17 protein-coding genes and 1 tRNA gene are annotated in these 18,728 nt (G+C 71.7%); 11 read left to right on the top strand and 7 right to left on the bottom strand.

Annotation, left to right across the window (positions count from 1 at the left end):
* Nucleotides 1–421: 421 nt before the first annotated feature.
* Together ACIQ9P_RS24920 and ACIQ9P_RS24915 are read right to left on the bottom strand one after the other, a co-directional pair.
* The gene (locus tag ACIQ9P_RS24920) at nt 422–1,693 is read right to left on the bottom strand and encodes a PTS transporter subunit EIIC (RefSeq protein ID WP_402360114.1); all 1,272 of its coding nucleotides are present in this window, start codon (nt 1,691–1,693) and stop codon (nt 422–424) included.
* A 396-nt stretch (nt 1,694–2,089) separates the two neighbouring features.
* Nucleotides 2,090–3,379: a PTS transporter subunit EIIC gene (locus ACIQ9P_RS24915; protein WP_402360111.1), complete on the bottom strand. Its 1,290-nt coding sequence runs from the start codon at nt 3,377–3,379 to the stop codon at nt 2,090–2,092.
* A gap of 380 nt (nt 3,380–3,759) precedes the next feature.
* Here ACIQ9P_RS24915 and ACIQ9P_RS24910 point away from each other — a divergent pair, with 380 nt between their 5' ends.
* The 4 genes from ACIQ9P_RS24910 (at nt 3,760) to rdgB (ending at nt 6,104) form a co-directional block, all read left to right on the top strand.
* On the top strand, nt 3,760–3,993 hold the full coding sequence (locus ACIQ9P_RS24910) for a glucose PTS transporter subunit EIIB (protein ID WP_030060521.1): 234 nt from the start codon (nt 3,760–3,762) through the stop codon (nt 3,991–3,993).
* Between the two features lie 160 nt (nt 3,994–4,153).
* Nucleotides 4,154–4,888, top strand: coding sequence for a ribonuclease PH (gene rph, locus ACIQ9P_RS24905; RefSeq protein ID WP_402360108.1), 735 nt, complete (start codon nt 4,154–4,156; stop codon nt 4,886–4,888).
* Nucleotides 4,889–5,071: 183 nt separating this feature from the next.
* Nucleotides 5,072–5,461 (top strand): hypothetical protein, encoded by a 390-nt coding sequence (locus ACIQ9P_RS24900; protein ID WP_402360105.1) that lies wholly within the window; start codon nt 5,072–5,074, stop codon nt 5,459–5,461.
* Nucleotides 5,462–5,498: 37 nt separating this feature from the next.
* Nucleotides 5,499–6,104 (top strand): RdgB/HAM1 family non-canonical purine NTP pyrophosphatase, encoded by a 606-nt coding sequence (gene rdgB, locus ACIQ9P_RS24895; protein ID WP_402360102.1) that lies wholly within the window; start codon nt 5,499–5,501, stop codon nt 6,102–6,104.
* 70 nt (nt 6,105–6,174) lie between these two features.
* Here rdgB and ACIQ9P_RS24890 read toward each other — a convergent pair.
* Nucleotides 6,175–6,258: transfer RNA gene (locus tag ACIQ9P_RS24890), tRNA-Leu, on the bottom strand.
* Nucleotides 6,259–6,270: 12 nt separating this feature from the next.
* Nucleotides 6,271–6,984, bottom strand: coding sequence for an HNH endonuclease (locus ACIQ9P_RS24885; RefSeq protein WP_402360099.1), 714 nt, complete (start codon nt 6,982–6,984; stop codon nt 6,271–6,273).
* 409 nt (nt 6,985–7,393) lie between these two features.
* Here ACIQ9P_RS24885 and ACIQ9P_RS24880 point away from each other — a divergent pair, with 409 nt between their 5' ends.
* Entirely contained in the window at nt 7,394–9,793 is a 2,400-nt protein-coding gene (locus ACIQ9P_RS24880) for a chitinase C-terminal domain-containing protein (protein ID WP_402360362.1), read from the top strand.
* Between the two features lie 94 nt (nt 9,794–9,887).
* Here ACIQ9P_RS24880 and bcp read toward each other — a convergent pair whose 3' ends face one another.
* The gene (bcp, locus tag ACIQ9P_RS24875; protein WP_402360096.1) at nt 9,888–10,364 is read right to left on the bottom strand and encodes a thioredoxin-dependent thiol peroxidase; all 477 of its coding nucleotides are present in this window, start codon (nt 10,362–10,364) and stop codon (nt 9,888–9,890) included.
* A 140-nt stretch (nt 10,365–10,504) separates the two neighbouring features.
* On the opposite strand from bcp, the gene ACIQ9P_RS24870 reads away from it, so the two are divergent.
* From ACIQ9P_RS24870 to ACIQ9P_RS24860, 3 genes are all read left to right on the top strand, one after another.
* Nucleotides 10,505–10,846, top strand: a complete 342-nt coding sequence (locus ACIQ9P_RS24870) for a DUF3618 domain-containing protein (RefSeq protein ID WP_402360093.1) — start codon at nt 10,505–10,507, stop codon at nt 10,844–10,846.
* Nucleotides 10,847–11,065: 219 nt separating this feature from the next.
* Nucleotides 11,066–11,368, top strand: a complete 303-nt coding sequence (locus ACIQ9P_RS24865) for a co-chaperone GroES (RefSeq protein ID WP_266315617.1) — start codon at nt 11,066–11,068, stop codon at nt 11,366–11,368.
* A gap of 150 nt (nt 11,369–11,518) precedes the next feature.
* Nucleotides 11,519–12,400: an MBL fold metallo-hydrolase gene (locus tag ACIQ9P_RS24860; protein WP_402360090.1), complete on the top strand. Its 882-nt coding sequence runs from the start codon at nt 11,519–11,521 to the stop codon at nt 12,398–12,400.
* Nucleotides 12,401–12,486: 86 nt separating this feature from the next.
* Here the strand turns inward: ACIQ9P_RS24860 and ACIQ9P_RS24855 are convergent, their stop codons facing one another.
* A complete protein-coding gene (locus ACIQ9P_RS24855) occupies nt 12,487–12,825 on the bottom strand; it encodes a hypothetical protein (protein ID WP_402360087.1) in 339 nt (112 codons plus the stop codon).
* Nucleotides 12,826–12,983: 158 nt separating this feature from the next.
* On the opposite strand from ACIQ9P_RS24855, the gene ACIQ9P_RS24850 reads away from it, so the two are divergent.
* Entirely contained in the window at nt 12,984–14,162 is a 1,179-nt protein-coding gene (locus ACIQ9P_RS24850; RefSeq protein ID WP_402360084.1) for a winged helix DNA-binding domain-containing protein, read from the top strand.
* A gap of 43 nt (nt 14,163–14,205) precedes the next feature.
* Here the strand turns inward: ACIQ9P_RS24850 and ACIQ9P_RS24845 are convergent, their stop codons facing one another.
* Nucleotides 14,206–16,677, bottom strand: a complete 2,472-nt coding sequence (locus ACIQ9P_RS24845; RefSeq protein ID WP_402360081.1) for a transglycosylase domain-containing protein — start codon at nt 16,675–16,677, stop codon at nt 14,206–14,208.
* 377 nt (nt 16,678–17,054) lie between these two features.
* Between ACIQ9P_RS24845 and ACIQ9P_RS24840 the strand changes: the two genes are divergently transcribed.
* The gene (locus ACIQ9P_RS24840) at nt 17,055–17,855 is read left to right on the top strand and encodes an ABC transporter permease (protein ID WP_402360359.1); all 801 of its coding nucleotides are present in this window, start codon (nt 17,055–17,057) and stop codon (nt 17,853–17,855) included.
* The gene (locus tag ACIQ9P_RS24835; RefSeq protein ID WP_402360078.1) at nt 17,848–18,720 is read left to right on the top strand and encodes an ABC transporter permease; all 873 of its coding nucleotides are present in this window, start codon (nt 17,848–17,850) and stop codon (nt 18,718–18,720) included. Before ACIQ9P_RS24840 ends, ACIQ9P_RS24835 begins: the two co-directional genes overlap by 8 nt.
* Nucleotides 18,721–18,728 lie beyond the last annotated feature (8 nt).

Here is an 18,728-nt window from a genome sequence, read left to right as displayed (position 1 = left end):
TGGCCTTGACTTTCCTCGTGCGGGAGAGGTGCGTGCGGCGGTCGCGGACCGGCCCGCGCCCCGGCTGCGGGGACGGGCGGGACGCGGGCGGGCACGGGGCGGCCGACCCGGGTCACGGGCGGGCGCGGGAGGCGGGAGGAACGGCCGGGCCGCGGCGGGACGTCAGCCGGGCGGCGGCGGGGGGAACGCTCGGGTCAGCCGCGACACGCCGCGGACCACACGCGACCGAAGTCGATGTGGCTGCGGGTCACCAGCGGGCGGGAGGCGTTCACGGTCCCAGTTGACCAGCGCTCCCGCCGGTTCGTCAACCGCCGTCCCGACGGGCGGGCGGCGGGGAGGACACGCGAACGGCCCCGCCCCGCCACCCGGGGGAGCGGGTGGCGGGGCGGGGCCGTGAGCGGCGTGCGGGTGGTTCCGGACGTTACGCCTTGGTGACGTCCTCGATCTCGTCGTCGTCCTCGCGGCCGGGGGTCTTGATGTCGAACTTGACGATCGCGAACCGGAAGAGGAAGAAGTACAGGGCGGAGAACGCGAGGCCGATCGGGATGATCAGCCACGGGTCGGTGGCCAGGTTCCAGTTGAGCAGGTAGTCGATCAGACCCGCCGAGAAGCCGAAGCCGTCGTGCACGCCGAGGCCCCAGGTGACCGCCATCGACAGGCCGGTGAGGAGGGCGTGGATCACGTACAGCACCGGGGCGATGAACATGAAGGAGAACTCGATCGGCTCGGTGACACCGGTCACGAAGCTGGTCAGGCCGACCGAGATCATCATGCCGAGGACGGCCTTGCGGCGCTCGGGCCGGGCGCAGTAGGCGATCGCGAGGGCGGCGGCCGGGAGGCCGAACATCATGATCGGGAAGAAGCCGGACATGAACTGGCCGGCGGTCGGGTCACCGTGGAAGAAGCGCGGGATGTCGCCGGTCCAGGTGGCGCCGGAGGCGTCGGTGAAGCTGCCGACCTGCTGCTGGAAGAAGGTGTTCAGGAACTGGTGCATGCCGACCGGGATCAGCATGCGGTTGGCGACACCGTAGATGCCCGCGCCACCGGCGCCGAGGCCGGTCAGCCAGTCGCTGGCGTTGGTCAGGCCGGTGCCGATCGGGCCCCAGACCAGGCCGAACACGACACCGAGCAGGGTGCCGACGAAGGCCATCAGGATCGGGACCAGGCGGCGGCCGTTGAAGAAGCCGAGCCAGTCGACCAGCTTGGTGCGGTGGTACTTCTGCCAGATGATGGCGCTGAGCAGGCCGACGATGATGCCGCCGAAGACGCCCGGGTCCTGCGGCTTGCCCTTCGGCAGGGCGGCGGTGACCGATCCGTCCACCGGGAACGCGGTGAGCACGTTCTTGTAGACCAGGAAGCCGACCAGGGCGGCCAGCGCGGTCGAGCCGTCGGCCTTCTTCGCGAAGCCGATCGCCACGCCGACGCAGAAGAGCAGCGCGAGGTTGCTGAAGACGGCGTCACCGGCGGTGGCGAACACCGTGGCGACCTTCCCCCAGCCCAGGCCGTCCTTGCCGAAGACGTCGTCCTGGCCGAGGCGCAGCAGGATGCCGGCGGCGGGGAGGACGGCGACCGGCAGCTGGAGGCTGCGGCCGATCTTCTGGAGACCCTGCAGCGTGTTCTGGCCGAACTTCTTGGCGGCACTTGGCGTGGCCGGAGCCGTGGCGGGCGCCGGTGCCTGCGCAGACTGACTCATGGGGGTGGGTTCCTAACGGCAAGGGCGGGTCGGTCGGGGGGAGGGTGCACAGGGGCCGAACCGCGAACTGGTCTACACCACACGTGGTGTAGACCAGTTTTGTAGCACGGGTGGAGGGGGCGCGGAACCCTCGAAAGCGGTACTGGTGGGAAGCGCTATGAAATCGAAACCTACTTGCGGATCAACGATCTTGATTACCCGCCGTGATTGGGATTTTGGCTAATTGCGCAACAAAAAGCCGGAGGGCCCGGCGACTCCCCGGCAGGTCACCGATGGCTCGTCACCGGTGACGGACCGGCGTTCCGCACCGGGACCATCGGCCCGGGCCGGATATGCCGAAGGCCCCCGGTCCTAGGGTCCGGGGGCCTTTTCGGATTGGCGGCGGTGACGCTCGGTTTATGCCTTGGTCACGTCCTCGACCTCGCTCTCGTCCTCCCGCCCCGGAGTTTTCAGGTCGAATTTCACGATGATGAAGCGGAACAGCGCGTAGTACACGGCGGCGAAGCAGAGGCCGATGACGATGATCAGCCAGGGCTTGGTGGCCAGGCTCCAGTTGATCGCGTAGTCGATCAGGCCGGCCGAGAAGCTGAAGCCGTCGTGCACCCCCAGCGCCCAGGTGATCGCCATCGAGGCACCGGTCAGCAGGGCGTGCACCGCGTACAGCGCCGGGGCGATGTAGGCGAAGGAGTACTCGATCGGCTCGGTGACGCCGGTCACGAAGGAGGTCAGGCCCAGCGAGACCATCAGGCCGTAGATCTCCTTGCGCCGGTGCGGCTTGGCCGCGTGCGCGATGGCCAGCGCGCAGGCCGGCAGCGCGAACATCATGATCGGGAAGAAGCCGGACTGGAACTGCCCGGCCGTCGGGTCCCCGCCCAGGAAGCGCGGGATGTCGCCGTGCACGACCGTGCCGTCCGGCTTGGTGAACTCGCCGAACTGGAACCAGACGAAGGTGTTCAGCAGCTGGTGCATGCCGATCAGCAGCAGGGCCCGGTTGGCCACGCCGAAGATGCCCGCGCCGACCGACCCCAGGTCGGCCAGGGTCTGGCTGAAGTCGTTCAGGCCCCGCCCGATCGGCGGCCAGACCCACAGTGCCAGACAGGCCATGACCATCCCGACCAGGGCGGTGATCATCGGCACCAGGCGACGGCCGTTGAAGAAGCCCAGCCAGTCGACCAGCCGGGTCCGGTGGAACCGCACCCAGAGCCAGGCCGACATCAGACCGATCAGGATGCCGCCCAGCACCCCGGGGTTCTGGTAGGTCGCGGCGGCCGCCTTCGCCGAGGTGTAGTCCACGCACTGGTCGCTGACCAGCACCGTGGGAGGCTGGCAGTGCTCGGGGAAGGCGTGCAGCACCCGGTAGAAGACGAGGAAGCCGACCACCGCGGCGAGCGCGGTCGAACCGTCGGCCTTCTTGGCCATGCCGATCGCGACCCCGATGCAGAACAGCATCGGCAGGCCGAGCGAGGAGTCCAGCAGCGCGCCGCCCGCCGCGGCGAAGACCTTGGCGACATTGTCCCAGCCCAGGCCGTCCTTGCCGAAGACGTCGGGCTGCCCGAGCCGGTTGAGGATGCCGGCGGCCGGGAGCACCGCCACCGGCAGCTGGAGCGAGCGGCCCATCTTCTGGAGTCCGCCGTAGAAGGTGTGCCACCACGTGGTCTGCGACGCCGCGGCGCCTGCCGAACTCATCCTTCGCCCTCCGAGTGCGGTTGCCGTCCGGTGGTCCCCGGCGGGACCTCGGGCGGGGACCGGGAACACCCGGGGCCCTTCCTGCGTTCATCGGAGTACACCTATATTGGTGTAGACCACTTTGGGACGCAGTCCGCGCACCGGGAGACCGGCCCCGCTGCTCGTCATCCTCGGGTGCCGACCAGGGGTATGCGCGTCGGAGTGGGCCAAAAGTGGACTAACGTGACATATCGGTCCGGATCACGTCATGCTGGTCGCGCTGCTCCGACAGCACGCCACGGCACGACCGACCACTGACCACGCGTCACCCGCGACCGAGGTCACCGCGCAGCACGGCACCCGGCAGAGCAGCCGACGAGCCGAGACAGAGGGAGAAAGCAATGGCCAGCAAGGCTGAGAAGATCGTCGCCGGTCTCGGCGGCATCGACAACATCGAAGAGGTCGAGGGCTGCATCACCCGCCTTCGCACCGAGGTCAAGGACGCCTCCCTCGTCGACGAGGCCGCGCTGAAGGCCGCCGGCGCCCACGGCGTCGTCAAGATGGGCACCGCGATCCAGGTCGTCATCGGCACCGACGCCGACCCGATCGCCGCCGACATCGAGGACATGATGTGAGCTGAGCCCACCGGCTCGCTCCGTCCGGCGCCCGCGCCGGCCCGGCCGCGTCACCCCGACCCCGGCCCCGCGCCCGCGCCACCCCGGCCCGCCGACCCCTCCGGTCGGCGGGCCGCGGCACGCCCGGGACACCCCCCGCAACCGACTACGCTCGGTGCCTATGTCACGCATCGACGGCCGCACCCCCGACCAGCTCCGCCCCGTCACCATCGAACGGGGCTGGAGCAAGCACGCCGAAGGCTCCGTCCTCATCTCCTACGGCGACACCAAGGTGCTGTGCACCGCCAGCGTCACCGAGGGCGTCCCCCGCTGGCGCAAGGGCAGCGGCGAAGGCTGGGTCACCGCCGAGTACTCCATGCTCCCCCGCGCCACCAACACCCGCGGCGACCGCGAGTCCGTCAAGGGCCGCCTCGGCGGCCGCACCCATGAGATCAGCCGCCTCATCGGCCGCTCGCTGCGCGCCGTCGTCGACCACCGCGCCCTCGCCGAGAACACCATCGTCCTCGACTGCGACGTCCTCCAGGCCGACGGCGGCACCCGCACCGCCGCCATCACCGGCGCCTACATCGCCCTCGCCGACGCCGTCGCCTGGGCCCGCGAGCGCAAGCTGCTCCGCGCCAAGGGCAAGCCGCTCACCGGCGGGGTGAGCGCCGTCAGCGTCGGCATCATCGACGGCACCCCCATGCTCGACCTCCGCTACGAGGAGGACGTCCGCGCCGAGACCGACATGAACATCGTCTGCACCTCCGACGGCCGCTTCGTCGAGGTCCAGGGCACCGCCGAGGGCGCCCCCTTCGACCGCGCCCTGCTCGACCAGCTGCTGGACCTCGGCACCCTCGGCTGCGCCGAGCTCGACGAGGTCCAGCGCAAGGTCCTCGGCGAGCTGGAGGGCTGACGCCGGCACGCCCCGGATACCGGTTCCGTCTCGGTTCCGCGAAATCCCCCGGGCTCCGGACCAGGTCGCTGTACACGCCGGGTCCGGAGCCCGTACGGTTCCGGCAGCACCCCGTTCCGGGAACCGCGCACCCCTCAGCGCGCGTCCTTCCCTTCCGGAGACCCGCGCACCCAGGAGGACCGGATGCCCCAGAGCATTGCCCGCCCCACCATGCTCGCCGTGGCCGGCCTGATCGCCATCCTCCCCCTCAGCGCCGTGAGTTGCTCCGCCGCCCAGAAGGCACTCGACTGCGGCAACACCGCCGTCAGGATCACCGGGGACATCAACGAGGTCAGCAACGCCTACAGCAACGCGAGCAACGACTCGGCCGCCGCCGGGCAGGCGCTGCAGAAGCTCAAGAACGACCTCGACCAGCTCGGCAAGAACTCCAAGGACACCGACGTCGTCCAGGCCATCAACGACCTCAACACCCAGGTCGACAGGGTCCAGCAGGCCGTCAACAACAAGCAGGTCCCGGACTTCAAGCCGCTCGGCAACGCCGCCTCCAACCTCACCAAGGTCTGCACCGGCTGACGAGGACTCACGGCCGCTGTCCGTTTAGGGTGGATCCATGACCACCCGACTCATCCTCGCCACCCGCAACCAGCACAAGGTCGCCGAACTCCGCGACATCCTCGGCGACGCCGGCCTGGACGTCGAACTGGTCGGCGCCGACGCCTACCCGGAGATCCCCGACGTCCCCGAGACCGGCATCACCTTCGCCGAGAACGCCCTGCTCAAGGCCCACGCCCTCGCCCGCGCCACCGGACTGCCCGCCGTCGCCGACGACTCCGGCCTCTGTGTCGACGTCCTGGGCGGCGCCCCCGGCATCCTCTCCGCCCGCTGGTCCGGCAAGCACGGCGACGACCGCGCCAACCTCGACCTGCTGCTCGCCCAGCTCTCCGACATCGCCCCCGAGCACCGCGGCGCCCACTTCTTCTGCGCCGCCGCCCTCGCCCTCCCGGACGGCACCGAGCGCGTCGTCGAGGGCCGCCTGCTCGGCACCCTGCGCACCACCCCGGCCGGCGACGGCGGCTTCGGCTACGACCCGATCCTCCAGCCCCTCGGCGAGACCCGCACCTGCGCCGAACTCACCCCGGCGGAGAAGAACGCCATCAGCCACCGCGGCCAGGCGTTCCGCGCCCTCGCCCCGGTGGTCCGCGAGCTGATCGGCTGATCCGGAACTCCGGGAACGACGAAGGCCCGCCCGGAGATCACTCCGGGCGGGCCTTCGTTTCGAAGCCCAGTGCGGCCTGAGGGACTCGAACCCTCACGAGATTTCTCCCATGGGCACCTAAAACCCACGCGGCTGCCAGTTACGCCAAGGCCGCACGGCCTTCAGTCTAGGGGGTCGTGCGGTGCGGGGACACCGTCATTCCGGGCCGCGGCCCGCCCTGGGCGCCGCACCGGGCGGGCCCGGGTCGGCGCTTCCTGTTGCGGCCGCAGTAAGTGTCGGTGACGGCATGGCAGTTGGGGCACAGCAGGCGCAGGTTGTCCGGCCGGTTGTCGGACCAGTCCCCGCTGATGTGGTCGACCTCCAAGGTCATCGGACGCCCCAGCCACTCGGGGCCGGTGCCGCACCCCTCGCAGAGCTCCGGTCGGCCGAGTTCGGCCAGTGCGGCGCGGATGCGGGCACCGGGCAGTCGCTTGGCCTCCGGCGGTCGCCGGACCAGGATCTGCTCGGGGGAGAGCCACTTGGTCGAGTGCTTGCCGCGGTTGTGAGCCTGTCCGGTGAAGTGTGAGATGTCGATGCCGAGGGCCTTGATCCGGCGCCCGATGTGCGCCTGGGTGCCGCCGGCCTGCCGGAGCTGGAGGTGGCGCACGGCCCCGGCGATGCTGTGGGAGGCGTCGACCGCCTCCTGCAGGAGGTCCCGGGTGTAGACGCTTCCCCCGGGGCGGAAGTGCGAGGTGTCGACGGCGAACTCGGTCAGCTTGCGTCGCAGGTACTTGCGGCGGTCCTTGTTCGGCTCCTTGCCCAGCGCGACGAGCATCTCGTCGAGCGACGTGGCGGCTGCGGCCTTCGCTGTGAGCAGGTCACGGGTGTACTCGGCAGGCATGGTGCTCCCCCTTAGGGCTCGTGTGCGCCCGTCCCCCGTGTGTGCGAACGAGTGCGGGGGCGATCGGTTACGGGGGTCTCCGGGGAGGTGCTTCGGGGGCTGCAGGGGTGGTGGGGCGGGTGGTGGTGGTGAGGTCGGGGTGACGGGTGGAGGGGGGTCTGCGGAGCGGCGGGGTTGGGGAATTGATTACCAATTGGTACAGACCTATTGACCTATGTGGTTCAGACCACATAGCTTCGGCGCCAATCTGCTTTCCCCCACGTGCGTGCTCCCCCACAGGCACGCGCCGACACTCTGCCCGGAGGACCGAGTGTTGATCCGATCCACGGCGGAGCGGCGTCCCACCGCTGCCCGTCGGTCCAAGAGCCCGGCGGCCCGCGCCGGCCTGGCCTCGTTGGCCGCGGCCACGATGGCCGGCCTGTTGATGGCCACGCTGGGCGCGGCGCCCTCCCAGGCGTCCGCCACCGTCGACAACGCCGCCTGTCGTCCCGACGGCCTCTACGCCACACCCGGTGTCGACGTCCCGTACTGCAGCGTCTACGACACCAACGGCCGCGAGAAGATGGGCGCGGACCACCAGCGCCGCATCATCGGCTACTTCACCGGCTGGCGCACCGGCAAGGACGGCACGCCGCCGTACCTGGTCAGCGACATCCCGTGGGACAAGGTCACCCACCTCAACTACGCCTTCGGCCACGTCGGCGGTGACAACAAGCTGTCCGTCGGCACCGACAACGACAAGAACGAGGCCACCGGCATCTCGTTCCCCGGCGTGCCCGGCGCGGAGCTCGACCCGTCGCTGCCCTACAAGGGGCACTTCAACCTGCTGACCAAGTACAAGAAGCAGTACCCGAACGTCAAGACCCTCATCTCGGTGGGCGGTTGGACCGAGACGGGCGGCTACTTCGGTGACGACGGCAAGCGCGTCAACACCGGCGGCTTCTACTCGATGACCGTCAACCCCGACGGCAGCGTCAACCAGGCGGGCATCGACACCTTCGCCGCCTCGTCCGTGGACTTCATCAAGAAGTACGGGTTCAACGGCGTCGACATCGACTACGAGTACCCGACCTCGATGAAGGACGCGGGCAACCCGCTCGACTGGCAGCTCGCCAACAGCAAGCGCGCTTCGCTGGCCAAGGGTTACGCCGCCCTGATGAAGACCCTGCGGGAGAAGCTGGACCGGGCGGGTGCCGCCGACGGCAAGCACTACCTGCTCTCGGTCGCGGCCCCGTCGTCCGGCTACCTGCTGCGCGGCATGGAGACCTTCCAGGTGGCGCAGTACCTGGACTACGTCAACATCATGTCGTACGACCTGCACGGCGCCTGGAACAAGTACGTCGGCCCGAACGCCTCGCTGTTCGACGACGGCAAGGACGGCGAGCTGGCGGCGGCCAACGTCTACGGCACCGGCCAGTACGGCGGGATCGGGTATCTCAACGCGGACTGGTCGTACCACTACTTCCGCGGTTCGATGCCGGGCGGCCGGGTCAATGTCGGCCTGCCGTACTACACCCGCGGCTTCAAGAACGTCCAGGGCGGCACCAACGGCCTCTGGGGGACCGCCGCGGCGACGACCTGCCCGGTCGGCGCCGGTCTGACCTCCTGCGGTGACGGCGCGGTCGGCATCGACAACATCTGGAACGACAAGGACGACGCGGGCAAGGAGTCCCCGGCCGGGTCGAACCCGATGTGGCACGCGAAGAACCTGGAGAAGGGCATCCTGCCCGACTACCTGTCCAAGTACGGGGTCAAGGACACCGCGCTGCAGGGCAGTTACGTGCGCAACTACAGCTCCACCCTGGTGGCGCCGTGGCTGTGGAACGACACCAAGAAGGTCTTCCTGTCGACCGAGGACGAGCAGTCGGTCGGTGCCAAGGCCGACTACATCGTCAACCAGGGCGCCGGTGGCGCGATGATCTGGGAGCTCGCGGGCGACTACAAGTGGGACGCGGCCGCGAACGGCGGCAAGGGTCAGTACGTGCCCGGCAGCACCCTGACCTCGCTGATGTACGACAAGTTCAAGGCGGCCTCGCCGTACGGGGCGATCCGTTCGACGACGGCGCTGCCGCAGCAGACGCTGCCGGTCGACGTGTCGTTCACCAACTTCGCGCTCGGTGACTCGAACTACCCGATCAACCCGAAGATCCACATCGTCAACAACTCGACGCTGACCCTGCCGGGCGGCACCGAGTTCCAGTTCGACTACGGCAACTCGGCCCCGGGCAACGCCAAGGACCAGTCCGGCTTCGGGCTGACGGTGATCAAGCAGGACCACACGGGTCCGAACGTGGGCGGCCTGAAGGGCACCTACAACCGGGTGTCGGTCAAGCTGCCGGGCTGGCAGTCGCTCGCCCCGGGTGCCTCGGTCGACCTGGACTTCGTCTACTACCTGCCGGTGTCGACGCCGTCCAACTGGACGGTCAACGTGGCCGGCACGCTGTACGGGCTCAAGGGCGACCTGACCCGTGGCGCGGTGGACGGCGGTACGACCCCGCCGACCACGCCGCCGACCACTCCGCCCACGACCCCGCCGACGACGCCTCCCACGACGCCGCCGACCACTCCGCCCACGACCCCGCCGACCACTCCGCCGACGACGCCTCCCACGACGCCGCCGACGACCCCGCCCACGACGCCGCCGACCGGCTGCGCGGGTGCGCCGAGCTGGGACGCGGGCACCACCTACGCCACCACCACCAAGGTCTCCTGGAAGGGCCACTACTACCAGAACAAGTGGTGGACCAAGGGCGACGACCCGAGCGCCAGTGGCGCCTGGGGTGTCTGGAGCGACCTCGGCGCCTGCTGATGACAGCGGACGCCTGAGGTGAGAGACGGCGGTGGCGGTGCACCCGGTCGGGGGGTGCGCCGCCACCGCTGCGTCGTCGTGGGGAAGCCCCGGGTCAGGCCGCCTCGACCTCGAGGTCGCGCAGCAGCTTGGCCACGTGGCCGGTCGCCTTGACGTTGTACAACGCGTGCTCGACCTTGCCCCGCTCGTCCACGATCACGGTGGAGCGGATCACGCCGGTGACGGTCTTGCCGTAGAGCTTCTTCTCGCCGAACGCGCCGTACGCCTCCAGCACCTTCTTCTCCGGGTCGGAGAGCAGGGTGACCTTGAGGTCCTCGGCCTCGCGGAACCTGCCGAGCTTCTCCGGCTTGTCCGGCGAGATGCCGATGACGTCGTAGCCGGCGCCGGCGAAGACCTCCAGGTTGTCGGTGAAGTCGCACGCCTGCTTGGTGCAGCCGGGGGTGAGCGCGGCCGGGTAGAAGTAGACGATCACCTTGCGGCCGAGGTGGCCGGCCAGGGACACCTCGTTGCCGTCGGCGTCGGGCAGGGTGAAGGCGGGCGCGGTGTCGCCGGGCTGGAGACGCTCACTCACGGGGTTTCTCCTGGTGCTGGACGGGCAGTCGTACCACGGCCAACTTACCCCTGATGGTGGGTGGGGCCGCGCGGGCCCGGGTGGCAGCTGACACACTGGGTCAGTCGCACAGGACAACATCAGTGAATGGGGTGGCCCGAGTGGGCGAGGCGAGCACTACGGACAAGTCGGCGCGGACGACCGCCCAGATCGAGGCGGACATCACCCGTACCCGCACCCAGCTGGCGGCGACCCTGGACGAGCTCGCCGTGCGGGTGCATCCGACCACCGTCTCGGCCCAGGTCAAGGCGAAGGCCGTGGCCGCGGTCGAGGAGAAGGCCGGTCGGGCGTACGTGGCCGCGAGCGGTCTGGTCGAGCAGGCCCGGGCGCAGTTCGTGGACGAGAAGGGGCAGCCGCGCAAGGAGCGGATCGTTCCGGCCGCCCTGGTCGGCGTCGGTCTGGTGCTGCTGGTCGCCTCCGCGCGCAAGCGCCGCAAGGGCTGATTCCCGACGGCGCGGCTGCGGGCCGGACACCCCGTGTCCGGCCCGCAGCCGCGCCGTCGCGCCGTCCGGCGCCCCGGAACCGGGCTGGCGTCACGCGCCGGGGCCGGGGGCGGTACCTTCGGGGTCGTGAGCACGAACGACGAACCCACCCAGCAGTCCCTCCCCGCCGAGGCCGACGAGCGGCGCCACGACCGGTTGGGCGAGAAGCTGCCGATCAAGATGCTGCACGACCGCGTGCTGGTGAGGACCGAGGGCGGCGAGGGCGAGCGCCGCTCGACCGGCGGCATCCTCATCCCGGCCACGGCCGAGATCTCCAAGCGCTGCGCCTGGGCCGCGGCGGTCGCCGTCGGCCAGAGCGTGCGCTCCGTGGAGCCCGGCGACCGGGTGCTCTACGACCCCGAGGACAAGCTGGAGGTCGAGGTCCGCGGCGCCACCTACGTTCTCCTGCGCGAGCGCGACCTCCACGCGGTGGCCGCCATGCGCTTCGGCGACACCGAGGGCTCGACCGGCCTCTACCTGTGAGCCGCTGATCCCGGTCCCCGGGCGGGCCGCCGTGCCGCGGGCACGGCGGCCCGCCGTCGTTCACGGGCCCCGGCCCGCCCGGGCGCGCTGGTAGCGTCGCCGGGCGGACAGGGCCCGCGCGGTGGCGGGCACGGAGCGAGGGGGACGGGTATGGGCGGGGACGGGGCTTCGGTCGACTTCGGTGGGGCGGCCGTGCGGGTGCGGGGGCTGGACGGGGTGCGGTGGATCCACGGCTCCGAGTCGGCGAAGCACAACACCGATCCGGAGATCCAGGTCCACCGGTACGACGAGCACACCGTGATCCTGCGGCAGAACATGGCGGTGAACTACGAGGCGCCGTTCCTGTTCCTGCTGTTCGGCAATGAGCGGGCGGTGCTGATCGACACCGGGGCCACCGCGTCGGCGGAGTTCTTCCCGCTGCGGGAGACCGTCGACGGGCTGCTCGACGAGTGGCTGGAGCGCAACCCGCGGGACGGGTACGAGCTGCTGGTGCTGCACACCCACGGGCACGGGGACCACGTCGCGGGGGACGGGCAGTTCGAGGGGCGTCCGGCCACCCGGCTGGTGCGGGCGGACCGGGGGAGCGCGTGGGCGTTCTTCGGCTTCGACGCGGATCCGGACGCGGTGGCGCGGGTCGACCTCGGGGGCCGGGTGCTGGAGTGCCTGGCGACGCCGGGGCACCACGAGGCGGCGGTGACGTTCTTCGACCCGTGGAGCGGGTTCCTGCTCACGGGTGACACGGTCTACCCGGGGCGGCTCTACATCCAGGACTGGGCGGCGTTCGGACGGTCGATCGGCCGGCTGGTGGAGTTCTGCGAGGAGCGGACGGTCGGCCATGTGCTGGGCTGCCACATCGAGATGAGTACGGAGCCGGGGGTGGACTACCCGATCCGGTACGGCTACCAGCCGGACGAGGTCCCGTTGCAGCTGACGGTCGGCCATCTGCGGGAGATCCGGGCGGCGCTGGAGGAGATCGGCGAGGTGCCGCGGCGCCGGGTGTTCCCGCTGTTCGTCCTGTCGCCGAACACCTGAGCCGGGCCGGGGCGCCGTCCCTCCGGGTTGCCGTCCCGCCGGTGCGCTCCGGGGGCTCCGGGACGCACCGGCGGGACGGCGGCCGGTCAGCGCCGGCAGTAGAGGTTGGCCGTGCCCTGGAACCAGCCGAGGTCCCGAGTGAAGCTGGTGCCGCCGACGACGCATTCGTTGCGCCACCAGAAGGCCGCGATGGCCTTCCGGTAGGCCGCCTCGGAGGCGAGGTAGACCGCGTCGTCGGGGTTGGAGCTCCAGGCGGTGCCGACGAAGACCGCCGTCTCGAACGCGGCGGTGGTCCCGGTGGAGGTGGTCCCGGCGGGGGCGGTCGTGGCCGGGGCGGCCAGGGCCGCGCCGGTCCCGCCGAGCAGCAGGGCGGGGGCGAGGAGGGCTGCGGCGGCGCGCAACCGTAGCGCGGAGGAACGGTTCACGGGGTACTCCCAGGTGGTGGCCTCGTGGCCGGTGGCGACGGCGGACGCTCAGGGCGGCTCCCAGTGTCGCGCGGCCGCGCGGTGTGCGGTCAAGACCACTTCACGCCGGTCGGATCCGTTCCCGGCGAGTGTCGGTGACGGGTCGTAGGATCCGCCCCATGGCGAGTGACGGGGCGGTTCGGATCGGTGCCGGGCAGCGGCGGGCGCGGCTGGGGCGGCGGCAGCTGCTGGAGCCGTCCGTCCGGGCGGCGCGGGTGGAGGAGACCGCGGACGCGGTGGTGGGGCTGCACGCCTCCGATCCGGCGACGGTGTACCTGTCGGCGTGCGCGCGGTTGCGGGAGCCGTCGGCGGCGGAGGTGGAACGCGCGCTGTACGAGGACGTCTCGCTGGTGAAGCTGCTGTCGATGCGGCGGACGCTGTTCGCGGTGACGGAGGAGTTCGCGCCGTTCGTGAGCGCGGCGGCGGCGCGGCCGATCGCGGTGAAGGAACGGGCGACGCTGCTGAAGCACCTCGGCGAGTTCGCCGAGGGGTGGAGCGAGGCGCGGTTGGCGGAGACCGAGCGGGCGGTGCTGGCGGTGCTGGCCGAGCGCGGGGAGGCGACGACGTCCGAGCTGGGCGCGGAGGTGCCGGCGTTGCGCGAGACCATGCTGATGGCGGCGGGGAAGCCGTACGAGGCGAAGCAGAGCGTGGGGAGCCGGTTGTTGCGGTTGCTGGCCTCGGACGGGCATGTGCGGCGGTCGCGGCCGCGCGGGTCGTGGCTGAGCAGCAGCTATCCGTGGGCGCCGGTGGAGCAGTGGCCGGAGGTGCCGGTGCCGGAGGCGAAGGCGGAGGTGGTGCGGCGCTGGCTGGCGCGGTACGGGCCGGGGACGGTCGAGGACGTGAAGTGGTGGACGGGCTGGACGCTGGGGGACGTCCGGCGGGCCCTGGGTGCGGTGGGCGCGGTGGAGGTGGCGCTGGACGGCGGCGCGGTGGGGCTGGTGCTGCCGGGGGACGAGGCGCCGGTGGTCGAGCCGGAGCCGTGGGCTGCGCTGCTGCCGGGGCTGGATCCGGCGGTGATGGGCTGGCGCGGGCGGGACTGGTACCTGCGGCCGGAGGACGTGCCGGCGCTGTTCGACCGGGCGGGGAACGCCGGGCCGACGGTGTGGTGGTGCGGCCGGGTGGTCGGCGGTTGGGCGCAGCGGGCGGACGGCGAGGTGGTGTGGCGGCTGTTCGAGGACGTGGGGGCGGAGGCGGTGGCGGCCGTCGGGGTGGAGGTGGAGCGGCTGAGGGGTTGGCTGGGTGAGGTGCGGGTGACGCCGAGGTTCCGGACGCCGTTGGAGCGCGAGTTGGCGGCCTGAGGCCGGGCTCCCGCGAGTTCGGCGGGGCGGGCCCCCGGGCCGGTCAGGCCGGCGGCGGGGTGGCCGGGTCGGCCGTGGCCGGGGGTTTTCCGGTGCTCGGGGGCTTGGTGGCACCGGTGGGCGGCGGCGCGGGTGAGCGGGTCGGGTCCGGGGTCCTGGTGGGGGAGGTGGTGCCCGGTTCGGTGCTGGGCCGGGTGGTGGTGGGCCGGGCGGTGGGGGTGGGCTGGGAGGGGGTGGGTTCGGGCTGGCTGGGCGGCACCGGGGTGGGCGGGTCGGGGGTGATGACGGTGAGCACGGGGTCGGGCGCGGTGGTGCCGGGGCCGGTGGTCGCGGTGGGCCGGCGGGGGGCGGTGGGTGCCGGGGCGGCGGGGATCGGCGCGCCGCCGGTGCCGCCGGTGCCGCCGGTGGTGGGTGCCGGGGCGGGGGCGGTGGAGGGGGAGGCCGTGGCGGGGGCGGTGGTGGTCGGGGTGGTGCTGGGGCCGGTGGTCGCGGGCCGGGTGTTGCCCTCGGTGGGTTGGAGGTCGAAGGAGCGGATGACGCTGCCGTCCAGGACGTCGTCCATGTAGCTGGTCCAGATCCGGGTGGGGAAGGCGCCGCCGTTGATCCGGGCGTAGCCGGCGGTGCCGGCCAGTGGTTCCTTGGCGTGGGTCCTCGGGTTCTCCCGGAAGAGTCCGACGGTGGTGGCGAGGTCGGGGGTGTAGCCGGCGAACCAGGCGGAGAGGTTGGCGTCGGTGGTCCCGGTCTTGCCGGCGGCGGGGCGGCCGAGGCCGAGGGCGGCGGCGCCGGTGCCGCGCGGGCCGACGACGTCGCGCAGGACGTCGGTGACGGCGTCGGCGGTGCCCCGGTCGAGGGCGGTGGAGCCGGACTGCTCGGGCAGGTCCGGTACGTCGACGGGGGCGGGACCGGGGTTGACCCGTTCCAGTTTGGCGACGGACCAGGGCCGGTGCGCCTCGCCGTGGTTGGCGAGGGTGGCGTAGACGCCGGCGAGGTCGAGGGCGCTGGGGGTGGCGGTGCCGAGGGTCATCGAGGTGTTGGCCGGGTCCAGGCCGGGGACGTCGGCGGGGATGCCGAGGCGGAGGGCGGTGTCGCGGACGTGGGCGAGTCCGGCGTCGACGCCTTCCTGCGCGTACACCGAGTTGACGGACCTGACCATGGCCTGGCGCAGGGTGATGGACCCGTAGTCGATGTCGTCCTCGTTGGGCGGCGCGTACGGGGTGGGGCCGTTGGTGACGGGGCGTTCGCTGGTGCCGTCGTAGCGGGTCTCGGTGGTGATCGCGAGGCCGTCGGCGCTGGTGCCGCGGGAGGTGAGGCCGGCGGCGAGGTCGATCGGTTTGAAGGTGGAGCCGATCTGGTTGTCCTGGCGGAGGGCGTCGTTGTAGGGCTGCTTGGCGTAGTCCGGGCCGCCGTAGACGGCGACGACGCGGCCGGTCCCGGGTTCGACGGAGGCGCCGGCGACGCGGACGTCGGTGTCGGTGGCGGGCCGGGCGGCGGGGTCGAGCTCGGTGGTGAGTTCGTCGTGGACGGCGCGGGCGAAGGCGTCCTGCTTGTCCTGCTCGAAGGTGGTGGTGATGCGCCAGCCGCCGGCCTTGAGGGTGGCGGAGTCGAGGACGCGGTTGGTGACGAGGTAGTCGTCGGCGACGCCGACCAGGTAGCCGGCCTGGCCGGCCAGGCCGGTGGCGGGCTGGGGGTCGATCGGGTCGGGGAAGGCGGTGTCGGCGCGTTCGGTGGCGCTGAGGAAGCCGAGCTGGACCATGCCGTCGAGGGTGTACTGCCAGCGGGCGAGGGCGCGTTCGCGGTTGGCGGGGGTGGCGGTCTTCACGTCGTAGGCGCTGGGGGCCTGGAGCAGGGCGGCGAGGTAGGCGCTCTGGGGGAGGGTGAGTTCGGAGACGTCGACGCCGTAGTAGGCGCGGGCGGCGCTCTGGATGCCGTAGGCGCCGCGGCCGAAGTAGCTGGTGTTGAGGTAGCCGGCGAGGATCTCGTCCTTGCCGCGCTGCTGGTCGACCTTGAGGGCGATCAGGAGTTCGCGGCCCTTGCGTTCGATGGTCCGGCTCTGGGTGAGGTAGTAGTTCTTGACGTACTGCTGGGTGATGGTGGAGCCGCCCTGCATGCCCTGGCCGGTCAGGGTGTTCCAGCCGGCCCGGACCATGCCCTTCAGGTCGATGCCGCGGTTCTGGTAGAAGGTGCGGTCCTCGGCGGAGACGACGGCCTGCCGGGTGCTGACGGGGATCCGTTCGATGCCGACGTCGGTGCGGTTGACGGTCCCGGTGCGGGCGATCTCGGTGACGCCGTCGGCGTAGAGGTAGATGTTGCTCTGGGCGACGGCCTGGGCGTTGGGGTCGGGCAGCGGAACGATGACGTAGAGCACGGCGAAGGCGCCGACGGCAATCAGCAGGACGCCGAGGGCGGCGCCGAGGCAGACCCGCCAGGTGGGCAGCAGCCGGCGGAGGAGCGGCAGGGCGCGGCGCGCCTCGCGGCGGGCGGCCCGTCTGGCGCGGCGGCCGGTGCTCAAGGTCATGCCGAGATTATGTGCTATTTGACTGCGGATCAGGCGGTGGGGCGGCGCCGGGCGGTCGGGGGAAAACCGGGTGCGCGGCGGGCTGTCCGTCGGTACGGTGAAAGGTGCTAACGACATAGCGCGGTCACTTCGGGCTCCGGCCCGGTGCAGCTCCGCCCGCCAGGTCCGGGACCCCCCCCGGGCGCGGTGGTCGGGGCCGGTCCGCCATGCGCTCCCGCGGCCAGGGGTCTCCCTGCGCCGCTCTTTGTCGACAAGGAGACAATATGCAGAACGCAGGGCTCCATCCTCCTGATCCCGTCGGCGACACCCCCGCGCCCCCGCGCCCGTCGCGTCCGGCCGCCGCCCCGCGCGGTGCCGCGGCGGACCTCCGCGCCGCCCTGAGCCTCTACGCGGCCGTCGTCCGGGGCGCGTTCCGGCGCTTCTCCACCTACCGGGCCGCCAGCCTCGCCGGGGCCTTCACCAACACCGTCTTCGGTTTCATCCTCGCCTCCACCTTCCTCGCCCTCTGGCACGCCCGTCCCGGGCTCGGCGACTACGACGAGGTCACCGCGGTCACCTACATCTGGGTCAGCCAGGGGCTGCTGGTCACCGTCGCCGTCATGGGCGGCGGCTTCCAGGACGACGTCCAGGAACGGTTCCGCAGCGGGGACATCGCCGTCGACCTCTACCGCCCGGTGGACTTCCAGGGCTGGTGGCTGGCCACCGACCTCGGCCGGGCCGCCTTCCACCTGCTCGCCAGGGGCGTGCCGCCGATGCTGGTCGGCTCCCTGGTCTTCCGCGTCCGGCTCCCCGAGAACCCGCTGACCTGGGGGTACTTCCTGCTCGCCGTCCTGCTCGCGGTGGTGGTCAGCTTCGGGGTGCGCTTCCTCGTCTCGCTCACCGGCTTCTGGCTGCAGGACTCGGAGGGCGTGCGCTCGGTCACCCTGGTGGTGTCGATGTTCTTCTCCGGGATGCTGCTGCCGCTCGCGCTCTTCCCCGGCCGGCTCGGCGACATCGCTCCGCTGCTGCCCTGGGCGGCCCTGGTGAAGGTGCCCACCGACGTCTTCCTGGAGCGCGTCACCGGCCCCGGCCTGCTCGGCGCGCTCGGCTTCCAGCTCGGCTGGGCCGTGGTCCTGCTCGGGGCCGGCCGGCTGGTCCAGCTGCTGGCGACCCGCAAGGTGGTGGTCCAGGGTGGCTGACCAGGCCGTGGTGACCCGGGCGGCCCTGCCCGCCGTCACCCGCGAGTCCCCGGCCGCCCGGGCGGCGTGGGCGGTGCGCTCCTGGTGGCTCGCCGCCGCCATGTGGACCAGGGCGATCATGTCCTACCGGGCGTCGTTCGTGATGATGCTCTGCGCCAACACCGTGGTGACCTTCCTCGATTTCGTCGTGGTCGTCCTGATGTTCCGCCACACCGACACGCTCGGCGGCTGGACCCTGCCCGAACTCGGCTTCCTCTACGGCACCTCGGCGCTGGCCCTCGGCCTGGCCAACCTCTTCGTCGGCTCGATCGACGCCCTGGGCGAGCGGATCCGCACCGGCACCCTGGACATCATGCTGGTGCGGCCGGCGCCGGCGCTCGCCCAGCTGTGCGCCGAGCGCTTCTCACTGCGCCGGCTCGGCCGACCGGTCCAGGCGGTGGCCGTGCTGGTCTGGTCGCTGACGGTGCTGGACGTGCACTGGACCTGGGACCGGGTGCTGCTGCTGCCGGTCCTGGTGGTCTGCGGCACGCTGATCTTCGCCGCGGTCTTCATCGGCTTCGCCAGCCTCCAGTTCTGGTGGGGCGAGGCCAAGGAACTGCAGAACTCCTTCACCTACGGCGGTGCCACCGTGCTCCAGTACCCGCCGACGGTCTTCGCCAAGGAGCTCGTCGCCGGAACCGTCTTCGGCGTGCCGCTGGCCTTCGTCAACTGGCTGCCCGCGCTGCGGATCCTGGACCGGCCCGACCCGCTGGGCCTGCCCACCGCCTTCCAGTACGCCTCGCCCGTCGCGGCCGCGTTGGCCCTGACCGCCGCCGGCCTGGCCTGGCGGGCCGGGCTGCGCGCCTACCGCGGCGCCGGCGGCTGACCTCCCAC

This window comes from Kitasatospora sp. NPDC094019, assembly GCF_044764505.1.
Lineage (GTDB): Bacteria > Actinomycetota > Actinomycetes > Streptomycetales > Streptomycetaceae > Kitasatospora.
The sequence above is the reverse complement of the archived record's forward strand: the minus strand, read 5'-3'. Positions and strand labels throughout refer to the sequence as shown.